General features: G+C 61.3%; 15 protein-coding genes (1 of these 15 running past the window's edge). 4 read left to right on the plus strand and 11 right to left on the minus strand.

The genetic code is table 11. The features are described 5' to 3' along the window. Positions 1–2: 2 nt before the first annotated feature. From ccoG to AC0V6T_RS11635, 6 genes are all read right to left on the minus strand, one after another. On the minus strand, positions 3–1,535 hold the full coding sequence (gene ccoG / locus AC0V6T_RS11610) for a cytochrome c oxidase accessory protein CcoG (RefSeq protein WP_486128586.1): 1,533 nt from the start codon (positions 1,533–1,535) through the stop codon (positions 3–5). Beyond that, positions 1,522–2,484 carry a cytochrome-c oxidase, cbb3-type subunit III gene (gene ccoP, locus AC0V6T_RS11615; RefSeq protein WP_486127046.1) on the minus strand — a complete coding sequence of 321 codons (963 nt, stop codon included), beginning with the start codon at positions 2,482–2,484 and terminating at the stop codon, positions 1,522–1,524. Before ccoP ends, ccoG begins: the two co-directional genes overlap by 14 nt. Further along, on the minus strand, positions 2,477–2,638 hold the full coding sequence (locus AC0V6T_RS11620) for a cbb3-type cytochrome oxidase subunit 3 (protein ID WP_486127048.1): 162 nt from the start codon (positions 2,636–2,638) through the stop codon (positions 2,477–2,479). Before AC0V6T_RS11620 ends, ccoP begins: the two co-directional genes overlap by 8 nt. Beyond that, positions 2,635–3,417: a cytochrome-c oxidase, cbb3-type subunit II gene (gene ccoO, locus AC0V6T_RS11625; RefSeq protein ID WP_486127050.1), complete on the minus strand. Its 783-nt coding sequence runs from the start codon at positions 3,415–3,417 to the stop codon at positions 2,635–2,637. The genes AC0V6T_RS11620 and ccoO overlap by 4 nt, the downstream gene beginning before the upstream one ends. Before the next feature lie 6 nt (positions 3,418–3,423). Further along, a complete protein-coding gene (gene ccoN / locus AC0V6T_RS11630) occupies positions 3,424–5,094 on the minus strand; it encodes a cytochrome-c oxidase, cbb3-type subunit I (RefSeq protein ID WP_486127052.1) in 1,671 nt (556 codons plus the stop codon). A gap of 117 nt (positions 5,095–5,211) precedes the next feature. After that, positions 5,212–5,910, minus strand: coding sequence for a helix-turn-helix domain-containing protein (locus tag AC0V6T_RS11635; RefSeq protein WP_486127054.1), 699 nt, complete (start codon positions 5,908–5,910; stop codon positions 5,212–5,214). A gap of 299 nt (positions 5,911–6,209) precedes the next feature. Here AC0V6T_RS11635 and AC0V6T_RS11640 point away from each other — a divergent pair, with 299 nt between their 5' ends. Together AC0V6T_RS11640 and AC0V6T_RS11645 are read left to right on the plus strand one after the other, a co-directional pair. Further along, positions 6,210–6,884 (plus strand): OmpW/AlkL family protein, encoded by a 675-nt coding sequence (locus AC0V6T_RS11640; protein ID WP_486127056.1) that lies wholly within the window; start codon positions 6,210–6,212, stop codon positions 6,882–6,884. A gap of 24 nt (positions 6,885–6,908) precedes the next feature. Then, positions 6,909–7,685, plus strand: a complete 777-nt coding sequence (locus AC0V6T_RS11645; protein ID WP_486127058.1) for a DUF2189 domain-containing protein — start codon at positions 6,909–6,911, stop codon at positions 7,683–7,685. 83 nt (positions 7,686–7,768) lie between these two features. Here AC0V6T_RS11645 and AC0V6T_RS11650 read toward each other — a convergent pair whose 3' ends face one another. Further along, complete coding sequence (locus AC0V6T_RS11650; RefSeq protein ID WP_486127060.1) at positions 7,769–9,169, minus strand: DcaP family trimeric outer membrane transporter; 1,401 nt, start codon at positions 9,167–9,169, stop codon at positions 7,769–7,771. A 152-nt stretch (positions 9,170–9,321) separates the two neighbouring features. Between AC0V6T_RS11650 and acs the strand changes: the two genes are divergently transcribed. Together acs and AC0V6T_RS11660 are read left to right on the plus strand one after the other, a co-directional pair. Then, positions 9,322–11,247 (plus strand): acetate--CoA ligase, encoded by a 1,926-nt coding sequence (gene acs, locus AC0V6T_RS11655; RefSeq protein WP_486127062.1) that lies wholly within the window; start codon positions 9,322–9,324, stop codon positions 11,245–11,247. Between the two features lie 4 nt (positions 11,248–11,251). Then, positions 11,252–11,887, plus strand: a complete 636-nt coding sequence (locus AC0V6T_RS11660; RefSeq protein WP_486127064.1) for a response regulator transcription factor — start codon at positions 11,252–11,254, stop codon at positions 11,885–11,887. Here the strand turns inward: AC0V6T_RS11660 and AC0V6T_RS11665 are convergent. The 4 genes from AC0V6T_RS11665 to AC0V6T_RS11680 form a co-directional block, all read right to left on the minus strand. Further along, positions 11,857–15,240 carry a hybrid sensor histidine kinase/response regulator gene (locus tag AC0V6T_RS11665; protein ID WP_486127066.1) on the minus strand — a complete coding sequence of 1,128 codons (3,384 nt, stop codon included), beginning with the start codon at positions 15,238–15,240 and terminating at the stop codon, positions 11,857–11,859. The genes AC0V6T_RS11660 and AC0V6T_RS11665 overlap by 31 nt on opposite strands. A gap of 111 nt (positions 15,241–15,351) precedes the next feature. Further along, the gene (locus tag AC0V6T_RS11670; protein WP_486127068.1) at positions 15,352–17,127 is read right to left on the minus strand and encodes a sodium:solute symporter family protein; all 1,776 of its coding nucleotides are present in this window, start codon (positions 17,125–17,127) and stop codon (positions 15,352–15,354) included. A 13-nt stretch (positions 17,128–17,140) separates the two neighbouring features. Then, entirely contained in the window at positions 17,141–17,500 is a 360-nt protein-coding gene (locus tag AC0V6T_RS11675; RefSeq protein ID WP_486127070.1) for a DUF4212 domain-containing protein, read from the minus strand. A 123-nt stretch (positions 17,501–17,623) separates the two neighbouring features. After that, positions 17,624–18,221: the 3' portion of an exonuclease domain-containing protein gene (locus AC0V6T_RS11680; protein WP_486127072.1), read on the minus strand. Its footprint extends 74 nt past the window's final position; 598 of the gene's 672 nt are visible here — the last part of the coding sequence; the start codon falls outside the window, past its right edge; it ends in the stop codon at positions 17,624–17,626.

Genomic DNA, 18,221 nt, shown 5'->3' on the forward strand with positions numbered 1-18,221 from the left:
TTTTAGTCTCCGGGTCCGGAAAAGGTGGTTTCTTCGCTATCGCTTTCGCCCTGCTCGTCGAGCGAGGTGAGGACGAAGCGGAAGCTGTCGATGTCGCTGCCCGCCGGAACGACAACGTAGGCGCGCACCACGCGGGTTTCGTCGGCGGGCACGGTGAGGGTTTGGCTGGGTGCGGCGTCCTCGCGGCTGATCTGATCGGTCCACATGACCGATCCTTCAGGCAGCCCGGCAAACGAGACCTCCATCTCGCGCGGGCGCGCTTCCATGTTGCGCAGGCGCAGCGTGTAGGAATTGCGCACCGAACCGTCTTTCATCAGCATGAAGGGCGGGTTGCGATCGGGCGAGACGGTGAGATCGGTGTGGCTGCGCGTGCCGAGTGCGAACAGCATGGCGAGCCCGATCGCGCCCCAGATGCCGAAGTAGATGAAGGTGCGCGGGCGAACGAGCGCCTTCCACGCCGGCTGTGCGGGTGCGCCTGCCGCTTCGGCTTCGCATTGTTCGAGGGTTGCGTAGTCGATCAGCCCGCGCGGGCGCCCGACCTCCGCCATGACCCGGTCGCAGGCATCGATGCAAAGGGCGCAGGTGATGCAGCCGATCTGCTGACCCTCGCGGATGTCGATGCCGGTCGGGCACACCGCTACGCATTGCAGGCAGTCAACGCAATCGCCGTATTCGTCCGGGTTCTTGAGCGATTTCTTGAGGCTGCCGCGCTTTTCCCCGCGCCAGTCCTTGTAGGTGACGATCAGCGACTTTTCGTCGAGCATTGCCCCCTGAATGCGCGGCCATGGGCACATATAGATACAGACCTGCTCCCGCATGAATCCGCCCAGCCAGAAGGTCGTGCCCGTCAGGATAGCGACCGTCATGTAGGCAACCGGGTCGGCCTCGAGCGTGAAGAAGTCCACGAAGAGCGTTGGCGCATCGGCGAAGTAGAGGATCCAGGCCCCGCCCGTCAGCATGCTGATGATGAGATAGATCGACCACTTTGCGCCGCGCCTTGCCGCTTTGGCCGGGCCCCATTGCGCCTTGTCCAGCCGGATGCGCGCATTGCGATCGCCGTCGATCAGGCGGTCGACATGCTGGAAAAGGTCGGTCCAGACCGTCTGCGGGCAAGCATAGCCGCACCATGCGCGCCCGACCGCGCTGGTGACGAGGAACAGCCCGATCCCCGCCATGATCAGCATTCCGGCGACGAAGTAGAATTCGTGCGGCCAGATCTCGATATCGAACATGTAGAACCGGCGGTTCGCAAGGTCGATCAACACGGCCTGGTCGGGCGCATAGGGGCCGCGGTCCCAGCGGATCCACGGCGTGACGTAATAGATCGCCAGCGTGACCACCATCACCAGCCATTTGAAGCGGCGGAACGGCCCGTCGATGCGCTTGTTGTGAACCGCCTTGCGCTTTTCATAGAGCCTTGGCGGGGGCTGGTGAGGCAGGCGACGCGCCGCGATGGGGTCGGTCTCCACCTCTGGCAGAGCCGCACCCCAATCGCGCTTGGCGTCAGGCCTGTCGAGTTCTTCAGGATCGGCCATCGTCTCCGACCTCGCCTGCAGATGCGACATCATCGGCGGTTTCACCCTCGACCTCGGGCGCGACCTCTTCGGTTGCATCGCCTTCGGATTCACCGCCGCCGCGCGAATGTACATATGCGGCGAGCATCTTGATCGTGACCGGATCGAGCTTGTCGCTCCATCCCGGCATCGCGCCGTGGCGTGGATAGGCGATCTGCTGGCTCACCTGAGCGCGCTCGCTGCCATAGAGCCAGATCGCATCATTCAATGCAGGCGCGCCAAGATCGCGATTGCCCGCGCCGTTTGCCTCGTGACAGGCGGCGCAATTGTCGGCGTAAAGCTGCGCGCCTGCCGCGCTGCTTTGCCCCTCGCCGCTTAGCGACAGGATGTGGCTGGTCACGGCGTCGAGCTCGGCGCGGCTGAAGATATCGCCGAATGCCGGCATGTAGTTCGAGCGCGTCTCGTCCGAGCCTTCCCAACGGATGCCGTGGGTGAGCGTGTATTCGATGTCGGTGAGCGTGCCGCCCCACAGCCAGTCATCGTCGTTGAGGTTGGGGTAGCCATATTGCTCATAGCCTGCTGCACCTGCTCCGTGGCATTGGACGCAGTGCTGCTTGAAGGCAGCCGCGCCGCCCGAGATTGCCTGTCCCATCAAGTCGGCATCGGCAGGCAGCTTGGTGATATCGGTTGCCGCAATCCGCTCGAACGTACCGGCGCGTGCCAAATCGGCGGCGCTCATTTCTTCGGCAAGGTCACTGCGGCTCGACCAGCCAAGCACACCCTCGGTCGCCTGGCTCACCAGCGGCCATGCGGGGTAGAGCACCACGTAAACCGCCGCCCAGGCGATCGTCGCATAGAAGGTCCACAGCCACCAGCGGGGAAGCGGTGTGTTCAGCTCCTCGATACCGTCCCATTCGTGGCCGACAAATTCAGTGCCGGTGGGTTCGTCGATGCGGTATTTGTCAGACATGATCGTCTTCCTTGAAAATCGAGGTCTTGGCTTCTTCCACACCGTCTTTTGAGCGCGGCAGGAAGTGCCAGCCACACAGGACGAGGTAGAGGCCGAAGATCATCACCAGACCGTAGCTGTCGGCGAAGTGTCGAAAGGCGTCGTAGAAACTCACCGGCCCTTCTCCTCTGCAAGTTCGGTCTGGGCCGCGGCGCTGTCGACATCGACCAGCGTGCCAAGCATCTGGAGGTAGGCGACCAGCGCATCCATCTCGGTCACGCGGGAGGGGTCGCCGTCATAGTCGCGGATTTGTGCCTTGGCGTAACGCGCCTCGAGATCGCCGGGGTCCATGTCGGGATTGGCCTGCGCGAACAGATCGCTTTCCGCTGCTTCGATATCGGCAGCCGAGTAAGGAACTCCGACGTTGGAAAGTGCAGCGAGATTGGCCGACACATCGGCGATCTGAAGCTCCGTCTCCGCGAGGAAGGCATAGCTCGGCATAATACTTTGCGGCACGACGCTTTGCGGGTCTATCAGGTGCTGGACGTGCCATTCATCCGAATAGCGCCCGCCCACGCGCGCCAGGTCCGGCCCGGTGCGCTTCGATCCCCACTGGAAGGGATGGTCGTACATGCTCTCCGCCGCAAGGCTGTAATGGCCGTAGCGTTCAACCTCGTCACGGAATGGGCGGATCATCTGGCTGTGGCAGGTGTAGCAGCCTTCGCGAATATAGATGTCGCGGCCCACTAGTTCGAGCGGGGTGTAAGGACGCATGCCGTCCACTTCCTCGATCGTGTTCTCGAGATAGAACAGCGGCGTGATCTGGACGAGCCCGCCAATCGCGACCGTGATGAAGGTCGCGATGGCCAAGAGCGTGATGTTCTTCTCCAGCCGCTTGTGCCCTTCGAAGACGCCCTGCGGCGGGCTTTCCGGGTGTGTGTCACTCATCGTCATGGATCCCTATTCCGCAGGTTGAGGTTTAGCTTGGATACCGGCCAATGGACGGTCGGTTTCTTCGTCGTATTGGGTGTCGCCCATCGGTGCTTCGTCGCGCTGGTGGCCCGCAATCGTCATCCACATATTGTAGGACATGATGATCGCGCCCGAGAGGTAGAGGAGGCCGCCAAAGGCGCGCATCCAGTACATCGGCTCAAGCGCTGCGACGGTGTCGACGAAGCTGTTCACGAGGTATCCGTCAGAGCCGTATTCGCGCCACATCAGGCCCTGGGTGATCCCGGCAACCCACATGCTGGCGGCGTAAATCACGATACCCAGCGTCGCGAGCCAGAAGTGCCAGTTGATCATGCGCAGCGAGTACATGCGCTGGCGCTTCCACAGGCGCGGCACGAGGAAATAGACGCAGGCGAAGGTGATCAGCCCGTTCCAGCCCAGCGCGCCAGAGTGGACGTGCCCGATGGTCCAGTCGGTGTAGTGCGAGAGCGAGTTCACCGCCTTGATCGACAGCATCGGCCCTTCGAAGGTGCTCATTCCGTAAAAGGCGAGCGCCATCACCATCATGCGGATGATCGGGTCGGTGCGGATCTTGTCCCACGCGCCGTTGAGCGTCATCAGGCCGTTTATCATCCCGCCCCAGCTCGGCATCCACAGCATGATCGAAAACACCATGCCCAGCGTCTGCGCCCAGTCGGGCAGCGCGGTGTAGTGAAGGTGGTGCGGACCTGCCCAGATGTAGAGGAAGATCAGCGACCAGAAGTGGATGATCGACAGGCGGTAGGAATAAACCGGCCTGTTCGCCTGTTTCGGGACGAAGTAATACATCATCGCCAGAAAGCCCGCAGTGAGGAAGAACCCGACCGCGTTGTGGCCATACCACCACTGGATCAGCGCATCCTGCACACCTGAAAAAGCGGAGTAGCTGCGCGCACCCAAGAGGCTCACCGGGATCGCGATATTGTTGACCACGTGCAGCATCGCCACAGTGACTATGAAGGCGAGGAAGAACCAGTTCGCGACGTAGATGTGCGGCTCTTTGCGCTTGAGGATCGTCGCGACGAAGACCGCGAGATACGCGACCCAGACCACGGTCAGCCAAAGGTCGACATACCATTCGGGTTCGGCATATTCCTTCGATTGGGTGACGCCGAGGAGGTAGCCCGTCGCCGCCAGCACGATGAACAGTTGGTAGCCCCAGAACACGAATCGCGCGAGCCCCGGATGCGCCAGGGTTGTGCGGCAGGTGCGCTGCACGACGTAGAAACTGGTCGCGAGAAGCGCATTGCCACCGAACGCGAAGATCACCGCAGAAGTATGCAGCGGGCGAAGGCGACCGAAATTCAGGTAAGGCTCGAAATTGAGCGCAGGGTAAGCAAGCTGCAGCGCGATGTAGACGCCCGCGAGAAGCCCCGCGAGGCCCCAGAACATCGTCGCAATGACGCCCCAGCGCACGATGTCATCATCGTAGCGGCTCTCGCCCGGTGGCATGCGGAAAATGCTCTGCGCCTTGGCCATCGGGTCAAAGCGCGCGGTCGTCACGATCGCAAGCCCGAAAGCAACGATCGCCACGATAAGCGCGTGAGCGGCAAACCCCGCATCCTTGGCCCCCACCATCGCGGCGAGCGCCAGAAGCGCGAGAACCAGCCAAAGGCCTGCGCGGCCAACTACAGCTTCCATGATTTCGATCCCTTGTTGTCGTGAACCCGGTTAGGGCCTTGCCGACTTCGTGTGTTTGACTCAGATCAAGTTGGCGCCACTCGGCTTCACTTTTTTCGATTAACGGGCGGCGCTTGCTTATGCCGGCTCAAACAGATGGCCCGCGCGCGCGGCCAGGCCTTGAAGGTCGAGCAGCATGACTTTCGAACGGCCCATGGTTTCAAGGAGGCCCGCATCGCGCAGCTCGCCGAACTGGCGGCTGACCGTCTCGATGGTCAGTCCGAGACTGTCGGCGACATCGCGCCGCGACATGGGGAGATCGAGCAATCGACCGCCATCGTTGTCAGCGCCGATCCGCTCATCCATCGTGAGCAGGAAATTCGCGAGCCTTTCCTGCGCGTTCTTTCGTCCGAGCGTGATGGTCTTTTCGCGGCAACGCGCGAGCGCGTTCATGGCGTGTTCGAGCACTTCGTCGACCATGCCGGCTTCGAACCGGGCGAGCTTGTAGAATTCCTCCGCTGGGAAATAGATGAGCTCGCAATCTTCGAGCGCGCACAGTGTATATGCATGCGCCGCGCGCGCGGGGACCGAGACGAGATCGCCTGCGAAATGAAACGCCACCACCTGCTCGCGCCCGCCTGAGGCATGCGCGACCAGTTTGGTGCTGCCGCTGGCAACAAAGGCGATTTGGTCTGAGCCATTGCCAGTGAACGGCGCATCGCCCGCTCGCGCGCTCGCGTAGCGGGCCACCGCCTGGAAGCGCAGATGAGTCGCATCAGACGTCCCCAGCGGAAGGATCGTCATTGAAAAGCGTTCAAACAGGTCGGGAAAGGTCATGGCCGCAGGCGCTCGTGATTTGATCAGGATGCCAGTCTGATGAGCGCAACCATCTGCCTGCGCATTGACCTGGATCAATGCGCAGGCCCGCCGGGCCGGGCATTTGCCGGTCAGCAGCAAAAATCCTGGGCCGCATCGGGTGGCCACTGCTGCTCTTTGAGAAGGGGCGAATGCTGAGAAAAAGGCCCGGCGGCATAGGCCGCTCGGCTCACCGAGTGGCTGATTTTCCAACGCGCCAAGCGGTTATCGCATCAGGCATTCCTTCGCTTGAAGGACCAACGTTTCAAGGAATACGGACAATGAAAAAGACGCATGCCCTTCTCGGCCTTGCAGCCGCAGCAATGGTAGCTTCGCCCGCCGTGGCACAGGACCGCGCCGGAGATGTACAGTTGAAAGTGCTCGGTACCGCAGTGCTTCCGGATGGCGAAATCGAGGACGTCAATGTCGATCTCGTAGGTCTGCCTGCCGGAACAGACACTCGCGCTACCGACAATTTCGTGCCGACCGTTGCGGTCGAATACTTTTTCACCGACAACTTCTCGCTCGAAACCATCGCCGGTGTGACCCAGCATGATGTCGACACCGTTTCGGGCTTTCCTCCCGGAACCGAGCTCGTTTCCGACGCTCTGCTCTTGCCAGCGACTGTGACCGGCAAAGTCCATTTCGATGCCGCAGGGTTTAAGCCCTATCTTGGCGCGGGCGTCGCCTACTTCATGTGGCTGAGCGATGAGCCCGGTGCTGCAACCCTGCCGCTGGGCGTGACCGACACTGATCTTACCGACGAATTCGGATTTGTCCTGCAAGCCGGTGTCGATGTGCCCGTTGGCAATGACGGGTTTGGCGTGACGCTCGATGCAAAACGCTATTTCATTGGAACCACCGCTCAGTGGTTTGCCGGGAATACCCTGGTGATCGAAACCGACCACAATCTCGACCCGTGGGTCCTGAGTGCCGGTGTTTCTTATCGGTTCTAGGAGCAAGGAGAGGAAGGGGGAGATTTGACGCAAACGACCAATCCGCCAGAGCAACTCACACCGCCAGTGATTGCGCACGATCTCACGACCGGAGATCTGCGCGCAGCGCTGGCGGCTGGCTGGCGGGATTTCGCGGGCGCTCCCCTTTTCGGTCTCTTCTTTGCAAGCATCTTCGTCATAGGTGGTCTTGCGCTAACCTATTTTCTTGTCGCGCGCGGGGAATACACCTGGGCGATCCCCGCAGCCGCGGGTTTTCCGCTGCTTGCGCCCTTCACAGCCGTGGGGCTCTACGAAGTCAGCCGCCGCCGCGAGCTAGGCCTGCCGATGAGCTGGTCAGCGGTCCTCGGCGCGGTCAGGGGGCGCGGAGACGAGCAAATCCTGGCGATGGGCGTCATCGTCTTTGTAGCGTTCGGTTTCTGGGTGATCGTTGCCCACGTCATCTTTTCGATCGCGATCGTGGAAGCAGGTGCTGGCTCTGAATCGCTCGCATTTCTCGCGACGCAGACGGGGCTCATCATGCTGGCAGTCGGGAGTGCGGTCGGCGCATTAATGGCGCTCGTGTTCTACGCCGTCACCGTCTTCAGCCTGCCTATGCTGGTCCACCGCGAGATCGATTTCCTGACCGCAGTCATCGCTAGCCTCTCATGCTTCAAGGCCAATAGCCGCGTTCTCCTGATCTGGGCCGCGATCATTGCAGCCGCGCTCTTCGTGAGCATCCTTGCGGCCTTCCTAGGCCTATTCATCGCGCTGCCTTTGTTCGGGCATGCGACCTGGCATCTTTATCGGCGCGCCATACAATAGCCCCGCCGGCACTGGGGACCGGCGGGGCAGAATGGCTGCGCGTATTGGAGAGAGAGACCCGCGCTGCCTGAAAGGTGTTGGTCCTAGAAGTTGTACCGGGTCGAAACCTGCACCCTTTGAAGGTTGCCGCTGCGCCCGTCTTCAAGCGTGCGCTCCGCGTACATCAGCTCGATCCCGATATCGATCGGATCAACCGGGCTCCAGATGAGGTTGGCGAAGGCGTTCCAGCTTTCGTCCGTCACCTGGTTGGTGGTGAGGAGGACCGGATTGTCGGCCTTGAAATAGGACCCTGCAAGCGTTGAGCGAAGGTCGTCCGCCCACACATGGCGATAGGCGGCGAAACCCGAATAGGTGAAGATAGGATCGAGCTCGCCCGCATTTGTAATCGCCGCGTCGTTGACGAGGTTGAGGCCGATATAGCGCCCAAGCCCGTCACCGGCAGTCGCCATGAAGCGGAAATCGTCGCGCGGGCCCACCTTGAGCTTGCCCGATACGCTCAGACCATAACCGAAAGCACTATCATCGACGCCCTGCAAGTCGTCCTTCGAGACGTGTAGCTGGCGAACGATACCGGTCGCAGTGAGCGAGCCCCAATCGCCGCCCCAATTGTAGCGCGCCACCACGTCGGGCAGCTGGTCATCGCCTGCAAGAACGCGCGAACCGTTCTGGTCGGTGACCACGGTTTCAGGCTGCTCTACAGCCAGCTGCAACCCGCCATTGGTGTAACGGATCAGCGGCTGGCGGTCGAAGACCGTGCCCGGCGTCACACCGATGAAGTCGAGACTGTCGGGAAGCGCGCCGACATTCTGGAAGGTCGACCAGGCCTGTCCGAACGTCCAGTTGTCATAGGTGATGAAAGCTTGCCGAATACGCGGCACGAAGCTGTTCGAGATACGCTCGTTCCCGCCTTCGGTGACGTTGAAGTCGAGCTCGATATGGCTCTTGAGCGTATGCTCCGAACCCACATCGGTTTCGGTCTTGAATAGAAAGCGCGTCTGGCGGGCGCTGAAGTCGGTGTCGAAGCCGCTCGCATCGCCGCCTACCGGAATCGCGACCGGAATGAGGAAGTCGCGCAGGATCGAATTGTTCGGCAATTGACCGCCGCTGGTGCGCTGGCTGATCGCATCGAGTTTGACGTAGCCGCCATAGCTGAAAGTCGTCTTGCCGGGGCTCGAACCGCCGCCCGGTGGCGGCGCGGCTGCAATCTGCTGCGCAAGATCGTTCTGCCGGGTCTGAAGGTCCTGGGTCGCTGCAAGCAGCGCCTGGCTTTGTGCGCGCATCTGTTCGCGCTCTGCCATAAGGGCGCTCTGTTGCTGCTCGCTCGCGCCCTGCTGCGCATCGAGGCGTTCGATCAGGCCCTCGACCAGCGCTTCGAGCCGGTCCAGCCGTTCCTCGACGTTGCCATCCTGCGCGAGCGCTGGCGATGCTGCCATCATGGTGCTGGCAAGCAATGCTGTTCGAAAGGCTAGCTTCCCCATCGTCATTGTTATCCCCTCCCGATCCTTTCTGGATTTGTCGGATCAGAATGACGCGGAGCATCGCGGGCGCACAGCTAGCGGATAGTCGTACGACCTTTGTCGCACAGCGCTGTGCCCTCGCCTTGCGGTAAAAGCAGCGGCGTGAAGGGAGAATCGACATGATCCACGCCGTCCAACGCCCGCTATCGAGCAACGCCACGCATTGTGTGACCGAGCAATATGACGAGCTCTACCGCCGTTCGGTGGAAACGCCCGACGCGTTCTGGCTTGAACAGGCAGAGCGGCTCGACTGGTTCAGCAAGCCAACCAAGGGCGGAGAATGGTCGTATGATCCAGTCGACATCCAATGGTTTGCCGACGGCACTCTCAACCTTTGCTACAATGCGGTGGACCGCCACTTGGAGACACGCGGGGATGACACCGCGATCATCTTCGAGCCCGACGATCCCGCAACCCCATCGCGCACGCTGACCTATCGCGATTTGCACGGCGAGGTCGTGCGGATGGCGAACGCGTTGATCGCGATGGGCGTCAAGAAAGGCGACCGCGTTACGCTCTACATGCCGATGGTGGTCGAAGGCGTTACCGCAATGCTCGCCTGCGCCCGCATCGGCGCGATCCACTCGGTGGTGTTCGGCGGATTCTCGCCCGAAGCGCTCGCAGGCCGGATCGAGGATTGTGGCAGCCGCTTTGTCGTCACTGCCGACCAGGGGCTGCGCGGGTCGAAGCGTGTTCCGCTCAAAGCCAACGTCGATGCCGCGCTCCAGATCGAAGGCGCGGAAGTCGACGGCGTGCTGGTCGTCGCGCATGCCGGTGCCGACGTAGCCATGACCGAAGGCCGCGATCACTGGTTCAGCGATCTCGCCTCCGACGCAGACGTGCTGTGCGAGGTGATGCAGGCCGAAGACCCGCTTTTGATCCTCTATACCTCAGGCTCCACCGGAAAGCCCAAGGGCGTGCTACACACGACCGGCGGATATGGCGTGTGGACTGCAACGACGTTCAACTACGTCTTCGATTATCAGCCGGGCGAGGTTTACTGGTGCACTGCCGATATCGGCTGGGTCACGGGGCACAGCTACATCGTATACGGCCCGCTGATGAACGGCGCGACCAGCGTCGTCTTCGAAGGCGTGCCCAACTACCCCGATCATGGCCGCTTCTGGGACGTGGTCGACAAGCACAAGGTCAACATCCTCTACACCGCGCCTACCGCGATCCGCGCCCTGATGCGCGAAGGGGACGACTTCGTGACGAGCCGGGATCGCTCGTCACTGCGCCTGCTCGGGAGCGTCGGTGAGCCGATCAATCCGGAAGCATGGCGCTGGTATTTCGACGTTGTCGGCGAAGGGCGCTGCCCGATTGTCGACACATGGTGGCAGACCGAAACGGGCGGCGTGATGATCACTACGCTTCCTGCCGCACACGACATGAAGCCAGGCAGCGCGGGCCTCCCCTTCTTCGGCATTCAGCCGCAGTTGGTCGACAATGATGGCGGCGTTCTCGACGGAGCGGTCGAAGGCAATCTCTGCATCACCGCGAGTTGGCCCGGCCAGGCGCGCAGCGTCTATGGCGATCACGAACGTTTCGAGCAGACCTATTTCTCGACCTATCGCGGCAAGTACTTCACCGGCGACGGCTGCCGGCGCGACGAGGATGGGTACTACTGGATCACTGGCCGCGTTGACGACGTCATCAACGTCTCGGGCCACCGGATGGGTACCGCCGAAGTCGAGAGCGCCTTGGTGCTGCACGACAAAGTCGCCGAGGCCGCTGTTGTCGGATACCCGCACGACATCAAGGGCCAGGGGATCTATTGCTACGTCACCTTGAATGCAGGCGAGGAAGGCTCCGAGGAACTGTTCAAGGACCTGCGCACGCATGTTCGCAAAGAGATCGGTCCGATCGCAACGCCCGATCATATCCAGTTCACAGATGGACTGCCCAAGACACGCTCGGGCAAGATCATGCGACGTATCCTGAGGAAGGTCGCGGAAAACGATTACGGCTCACTCGGCGATACATCCACACTGGCAGATCCATCTCTGGTTGATCGTTTGATCGAAGGTCGGCAGAATCGCTGAGACCATGGCCCAGCGGATCATCATCGCCGACGATCACCCCCTCTTTCGCACCGCGCTTAGCCACGCGGTCGCGAAAGCGTGGCCCGAGGCCGAGGTGGTCGAGGCAAACTCGGCAGGTGCTGCGAAGGCCGAGCTTGAGGGCGGTGCAGAGGCGCTGTTGCTCGATCTGCATATGGAGGACTCAAACGGATTGTCGGTCCTGATGGACCTTCGCCAGGAGTTCCCGGCCCTGCCCATCGCCATCGTCTCTGCGAGCGAGGAGCCGCGTGTTTATGTAGCGGCTCAGCAGCTCGGGGCGGCCGCTTTCATTCCGAAGTCTTCAGGTCTCGACGAGATGCGCGATGCCTTGAGCGCAGTGCGCGAAGGGGACGCATGGTTCCCCGAAAGTAGCGTGGAAGAGGACGACGATCTTGCGCGCATGGCAAGCCTAACGCCTGCACAGCGCCGCATCCTTGAAGCGATGCGCAAGGGCCTGCTGAACAAGCAAATCGCCTACGAACTCGACGTCAGCGAGGCGACGGTGAAAGCGCATATCACTGCGATCTTCCGTAAGCTGGGTGTCAACACCCGCACGCAGGCCGTGCTGGTCGCAGGCAAGCTCGACGTCGATCAACCGGTCGCGGACTCCGTCCCCGACTGATCGGCTTCGCTCGCTTTAGCGCGAGCCAGGCAATCCGAAATCAGAGCCCTGAGCGCTCCTGGCGAAGACGGTTTGAGAAGGCGGTTCGCCCCGATTGAACGCGCAGCCTGTGCGGTCTCTTCGCTTCCTTCCGCGGTCAGCAAGATGACCGGCGGCTCGGCTTTCCATTGCGCAGAAAGCGCCCGGTAAACGCCGTCGCCACGCTCGTCGCCATCGAGCCGGTAATCCATGATCACAAGCTCGGGACAATTGGGCATGCGCGAAGCGGCTTGTGCGAGCGAGCCAGCGCATGTCGTACGCAACCCCCACTTCTCAAGTAGCGCTGAAGTTGCATTGAGAGCAGCCTCATCATTATCGACGACAAGGACCGCAGCCTGATCCATTTGCCGCGCGTTACGCTGAGGCTTTGCGCGCTGCGGCACCACGCTCCAACGCATCAGGGGCATATGGAGCGCAAAACAGCTGCCCCTGCCCGGCTCGCTCGAGGTCTCGACATGCACGTCGAGCAGATGCGTTATCCGGCGCACGATTGCGAGCCCCAGTCCGAGCCCTTCGCGATCCTTGGAAGACGCGCGCTGGAACTCATCGAAAATGCGCTCAACATCCGCTGCCGCAATGCCTCGGCCCGTGTCATGGACCTTGATGCGAATATCGTCGCCAGCGCGCCGCACACCCAGCAGCACACCACCTTTTGCGGTGTAACGGATCGCATTGCTCACAAGATTGCGCAGCACACTGGCCAGTAGCGCGCGGTCGGTTTCGACCCAGGCGCTGGTATGGACACGGCGAAGCGACAGACCCTTGGCTTCGGCCTGAACGCTGAATTCGCGCACGATCTCGTCGAAAACGCGGTCGATGGCGACCAGTTCGGGCTTTGGCTCGATACCGCCGCCGTCGAGCTTTGAGATGTCGAGGAGCGCGCGGATCAATCGGTCGGCAGAAGCAATCGACCCGTCGAGATCCTTGACCAATTGCTCAAGCTGCGGCGTGCCGCTCACTTCTTCGTCGAGGGCAGATGCGAACAGTCGAGCCGCGTTCAGGGGCTGGATCAGGTCGTGGCTGGCCGCTGCAAGAAAGCGTGTCTTGGAACGGGTCGCAGCCTCCAGCGCGGTGTTCGCCTCGCTGAGCTGGACGGTGCGCTCGGCCACCTTTTCTTCCAGCGCCTGTTCAGCGCGGCGATCGGCGGTGATGTCGGTGTAGGAGGTAACATAGCCGCCCTGAGGCGCGGGCGACCCTACGATCCTCATGATCCGCCCGTCATGCTGCTCGCGCTCGATCCGGTGTTCGGCACCTGACCGCATATAATCAAGGCGGCGTTCGACCTGCTCCTCGATATTGTATTCATCGAGCCCGATACGCACCAGATTGAACCGGATGAGCTTGGCAATTGGCGTGCCCACGGTGACGAGATGATCCGGCAGCGCGAACATTTCCTGATAGCGCGTGTTCCAGGCGACGAGGTTCATTTCGGCATCGACCACGGCAATCCCTTGGTCGATATTCTCAATCGCGATCTGGAGGAGCTCGCCGCTGAACGACAGACGCCGGTTGGTCTCGTCGAACATGGCGACGATCTCGGGGAGCGGAACCGGATCGCCGCCGGCCCAGGAATTGACCAGCATCCGCGCAGAAGAACTGCCCACAACGCCCGAAATCGTTCGCTCAGCCATCGAGATGACTTCGGCATCGGCCGGGTCGCGGTCGCGATAGGCAAATGGCATTGCGGCAATGGCTTCGTCTGCACGGCTGCTCCCGACAAACTGGCCGAGCAGCAGGCGAATGTCGGCGACACGTTTGTTGGTGACGCGCGGCTGCGTGCCTCCTGCCGCTCCGCTTCCTGCAAAGGCGGCGGCCTGTGCTGCATCGATGAGCGAGGGATATGCGAGCGTGGAGCCGAGCCAATATGCCGCACAATTCGCGCCGAGACTTATCAGAACGCCGGAGACCAGCGGGTCGGAATGGATCGCGAAAATGGGAGCAGCGCCCGTCGCTGCGGGCAGGACAAGCAATGCGAACCAGGTCACGAAGCCGGTCACCAGACCCGCAATCATGCCGCCGCGATTTCCCGCACGCGTCAGCATTCCAAGAACGAGGCCGGGCGCGAATTGCGCCACAGCCGCAAAGGCCAGAGTGCCGAGCCCTGCAAGCGCAGTCAGGCCTGAAAAGCTCTGATTGACCACGAATGCGAGCGCCAGGACCGCAGCGATAACGAAGCGCCGCACTCTCAGAAGCTTGCGCGCGATTTCGCTCTGGTCGCCCTTTCCGCTCAGTTCTCGCCTGAAAGCGACCGGCGCGATAAGATCGTTGGTGATCATCATCGACAAGGCCACACTGGCGACCACGATCATGCCAGCCGAGGCAGCAAAACCGCCGATGAACACCAGCAGCGCGAGCGCTTCGTTGCCGGTGGAAAGCGGGAGAGCCATGACAATTGTGTCGGGGTCAGTTCCGGCTGGCAAAGCGCTCAAACCGGCGAGCACAATGGGGACGATCACCGCCGAGGTGATGGCGAGGTAAATCGGGAACACCCAGCGCATGGCACGGCTTGCTTCGTCGCTTTCGGCTTCCACAAACGTCATGTGAAACTGGCGGGGCAGGCACAGGGCCGCGCAGGCCGCAATCAAGGTCAGGACTGCAAAACGCGCGTCAATCTGGCCGAGATTGAAAACCTCGCTGACTATAGGGGCTTCTGCGGCTTCGGAAGAAGGCTGCCCCAGCAAGATTGCAATCGCGAGGGCCGCCAGAGCGAGCAGCGCGACCAGTTTGACCACCGATTCAAACGCGATGGTCAGCACCAGGCCCGCATTGTCGCCCGGATGGTCGGCGCGGCGCGATCCGAACAGGATCGCGAACAGCGCCATCAGCGCCGCCACCATCAACACGATCTCGTCAAGCGCGACGCTCGTTTCAAGCTCAGGATCGAGCACGAGCAACGAGTTGCCGACCGAGCGCAATTGCAGCGCCATATACGGGAGCGAACCGAGCGTAGCGATGATCGTCACCAGGGCGGCTACGGCCGCGCTCTTGCCATATCGTGCAGAGAGAAAATCGGCGATCGAGGTTGAATGCTGCGCCTTGGCCTGAGCGAGAACCCGGCGCACGAATGTGAAGCCCAGCGTGAACACAAGGATCGGGCCAAGGTAGATCGGCAGGAAATCAAGCCCTGCGCTAGCCGCTGTCCCGACCCCTCCGAAAAACGTCCAGCTGGTGCAGTAGACCGCGAGGCTGAGACCATAGACAACGCCCGACTGGCGTGTGAGCCAAACAGGTGCGCTCCGGTCGCGCTTCGCCGCAAGCCAGAACAGAAAAACCACATAGGTGGCAGCAGCAGCAATGGCCGCACCTAGAAGCATGATCCCAATCCTCTCCCGAAAGAAAGGCTAGACCAAAGCACCGATAAGGCAAGAAAAAGGGGCGGCGCCGCTACGGCACCGCCCCTCTTGTGCGACCCTTTGCAGGGCCGATTAGTGTGCGTGGGCTTCTCCGGCTCCGCGCGGGACGCGGATCGAGTCCACCAGCTTGCGGATCTCGACCGGCGTGCCCTTGGTCACGCTGGCGACCACAATGGCCACACCGAAGTTGATCAGCATGCCAATCACTCCGATGCCTTCAGGCGAAATCCCAAACAGCCAGTTCTCCGCGACGTTTGCTGCCGGGTTCATCAGCTTGAAGTACAAGATGTAGCTGAAGGTGAAGACCAGTCCGGAGACCATGCCTGCAATCGCGCCTTCCTTGTTCATCGCCTTGAAGAAGATGCCCATGAAGATCGCGGGGAACAAGCTCGATGCCGCAAGCCCGAAGGCAAAGGCGACAACCTGCGCCACCCATCCCGGAGGATAGATGCCGAGATAGCCTGCCACCATGATCGCAGCGGTCGCCGCAGCGCGGGCTGCAAACAGCTCTCCCTTGGCCGAGATGTTCGGCGCAAAGGTGCTCTTGAGCAGATCGTGGCTGATCGAGCTCGAGATCACGAGCAACAGGCCCGCTGCCGTCGACAAAGCCGCGGCAAGGCCGCCCGCCGCCATCAACGCCACCACCCAGCCGGGCAGATTGGCAATCTCAGGATTGGCAAGGACCAGCGTGTCGCGGTCGACATAGACCTCGTTCTCGCTGTCCATGTTCGGAGCATTCGCCACCAGACGCTCACCCGAAGGACCGGTTTCGCCGGTAAACTCAGGCTTGCCCTCGAACGCGGTTCCGGGGCGATATTGCATCACACCATCGCCGTTCTTGTCCTGCCAGGCGTAGAGATCCGCATCTTCCCAGTTGGTGAAGAACGGCTCGACTTCGGTGTATGCGACATCGTCAACCTTGTTGATGAGGTTGTACATGCCGAATGCGCCGATGGCAGGAGCGGTAGTGTAAAGCAGAGCGATGAAGACCAGCGCCCAGCCCGCCGATTTGCGCGCGTCCGATGCCTTGGGCACCGTGAAGAAGCGCACGATCACGTGAGGCAGACCGGCGGTGCCGACCATCAGCGCCATGGTGATGCAGAACATGTCGATCGTCGACTTGCTGCCGGCCGTATACTGGTTGAAGCCCAGATCGACGAGCACGTTGTCGAGCCGTTCGAGCATGTACATGCCCGACCCGTCCTGCACTTCAGAGCCCAGTCCGATCTGGGGGATCGGATTGCCCGTCAGCATGAAGCTGATGAAGAATGCGGGAACCATGTAAGCGAAGATCAGCACGCAATATTGCGCCACCTGGGTGTAAGTGATCCCCTTCATTCCGCCCAGAACCGCGTAGATGAAGACGATGCCCATCCCGATGATCACGCCTGCGGTGATGCCAACGTCGAGGAACTGCGAGAATACGATTCCAACGCCGCGCATCTGACCTGCGATATAGGTGAAGCTGATGAAGATCAGGCAGATCACCGCCACCACGCGCGCCGCTTTCGAATAGTAACGCGTGCCGATGAAATCGGGCACGGTGAACTGTCCGAACTTGCGCAGATAAGGCGCAAGCAGCAGCGCGAGCATGACGTATCCGCCCGTCCACCCCATCAGGTAGACAGACGCGTCATAGCCCATGAATGCGATGAGCCCGGCCATTGAAAGAAAGCTTGCCGCACTCATCCAGTCGGCAGCCGTGGCCATTCCATTGACGACTGGATTGACCCCGCCGCCTGCGACATAGAACTCTTTCGTCGAACCTGCGCGGCTCCAGATGGCGATGCCGATATAGAGCGCGAAGCTGGCTCCGACGAAGAGATAGATCAGGGTTTGCGTTTCCATTGTTCCGGCCCCCTCAATCGTCGAGATCGTACTTGCGCTCGATCTGCTTCATACGAACGACGTAGAAGAAGATGAGTGCGATGAAGACGTAGATGGAGCCCTGCTGCGCGAACCAGAAACCAAGCGGATAACCGCCGAGCATGAACTGGTCGAGGAAGTCACGGAACAGGATCCCGGCGCCGTAGGATACGGCAAACCAGATCACCATCAGCGACACGAGCAGGTGGATATTCTCCCGCCAATAAGCCCCTTCGGCTGCGCTTGTTTCTGCGGCAGGCTTATCGACGGATGCTTCACTTGCGGGCGCATTGTAGCCAGCATCGTGAGTGTCGTCGAAATCACCGGAGTCCGCTGTAGACGCTGTGTCGTCCATAACTCTCCCCTCCTTCTCTTCCCATGGGTTCGACAGACTCTTCCTCGAACCTTCCCGAGCAGGCTATGGGCTTGGGAGCGGGTTAGGGAGATGGACTTTAGTCTTACACCCGGATTGTCGGGGCTAGATCGCCTCCAGCCATCCCAACGTCACGTCGGGGGAAAGCCGGGTCAGCTGTGCCTGGAACAATTCCGCAGCAGCGATTGCATCGGTAAGCGCGTCGTGCGCGCGGTACTCAGGCAGACCATAGCGTTCTCGCGTGGGCCCGAGCCGATATGCGTCAGCTCCAAAGTTTCCGGGATGGATATGCTTCTCCAGCCTCAGCGTGCAGATCGAACGCACCGGCAGGTTCACATTGTAGAGCGATTTCGCGGCCTCTTTTATCGCGGTGACCTCGATCGCTGCGGCGTGTGCGACGATCACACGACCAGCGAGGGCCGTGAGCAATTCCTCGGCAACTTTCCCTATCGGCAATCCGGCACTCGCTCGGTCTTCACCGATCCCGTGCACCGTCACCGCCTCGCGGTTGAGCGTCGCATCGCTGCGTATGTCGAGTGAACGCGCATTCTGGAACGTGATTGCGTCCATCTGGAACGGGGTCCAGCCTGCCTGAAGGAGATGGGCTCCTTTGCGCAGCCCATCCAGCTCAAAGTCGAGCGCGAGGAACTGAGCTTCGCTTGCAGGTGTGTTTGCTGAAGGCCAGGCAGCATTCGCATAATCT

This window comes from Erythrobacter sp. S158, from assembly GCF_057364915.1.

Excerpts from the sequence above, each read along its gene's own strand:
- AC0V6T_RS11660 (WP_486127064.1), top strand. The coding sequence starts at position 11,252 with ATGGCCCAGCGGATCATCATCGCCGACGATCACCCCCTCTTTCGCACC.
- acs (WP_486127062.1), top strand. The coding sequence starts at position 9,322 with ATGATCCACGCCGTCCAACGCCCGCTATCGAGCAACGCCACGCATTGT.
- AC0V6T_RS11675 (WP_486127070.1), bottom strand. The coding sequence starts at position 17,500 with ATGGACGACACAGCGTCTACAGCGGACTCCGGTGATTTCGACGACACT.
- ccoO (WP_486127050.1), bottom strand. The coding sequence starts at position 3,417 with ATGACGATGAGTGACACACACCCGGAAAGCCCGCCGCAGGGCGTCTTC.
- AC0V6T_RS11670 (WP_486127068.1), bottom strand. The coding sequence starts at position 17,127 with ATGGAAACGCAAACCCTGATCTATCTCTTCGTCGGAGCCAGCTTCGCG.
- AC0V6T_RS11650 (WP_486127060.1), bottom strand. The coding sequence starts at position 9,169 with ATGACGATGGGGAAGCTAGCCTTTCGAACAGCATTGCTTGCCAGCACC.
- AC0V6T_RS11640 (WP_486127056.1), top strand. The coding sequence starts at position 6,210 with ATGAAAAAGACGCATGCCCTTCTCGGCCTTGCAGCCGCAGCAATGGTA.
- AC0V6T_RS11665 (WP_486127066.1), bottom strand. The coding sequence starts at position 15,240 with ATGCTTCTAGGTGCGGCCATTGCTGCTGCTGCCACCTATGTGGTTTTT.
- ccoN (WP_486127052.1), bottom strand. The coding sequence starts at position 5,094 with ATGGAAGCTGTAGTTGGCCGCGCAGGCCTTTGGCTGGTTCTCGCGCTT.
- ccoP (WP_486127046.1), bottom strand. The coding sequence starts at position 2,484 with ATGTCTGACAAATACCGCATCGACGAACCCACCGGCACTGAATTTGTC.
- ccoG (WP_486128586.1), bottom strand. The coding sequence starts at position 1,535 with ATGGCCGATCCTGAAGAACTCGACAGGCCTGACGCCAAGCGCGATTGG.
- AC0V6T_RS11635 (WP_486127054.1), bottom strand. The coding sequence starts at position 5,910 with ATGACCTTTCCCGACCTGTTTGAACGCTTTTCAATGACGATCCTTCCG.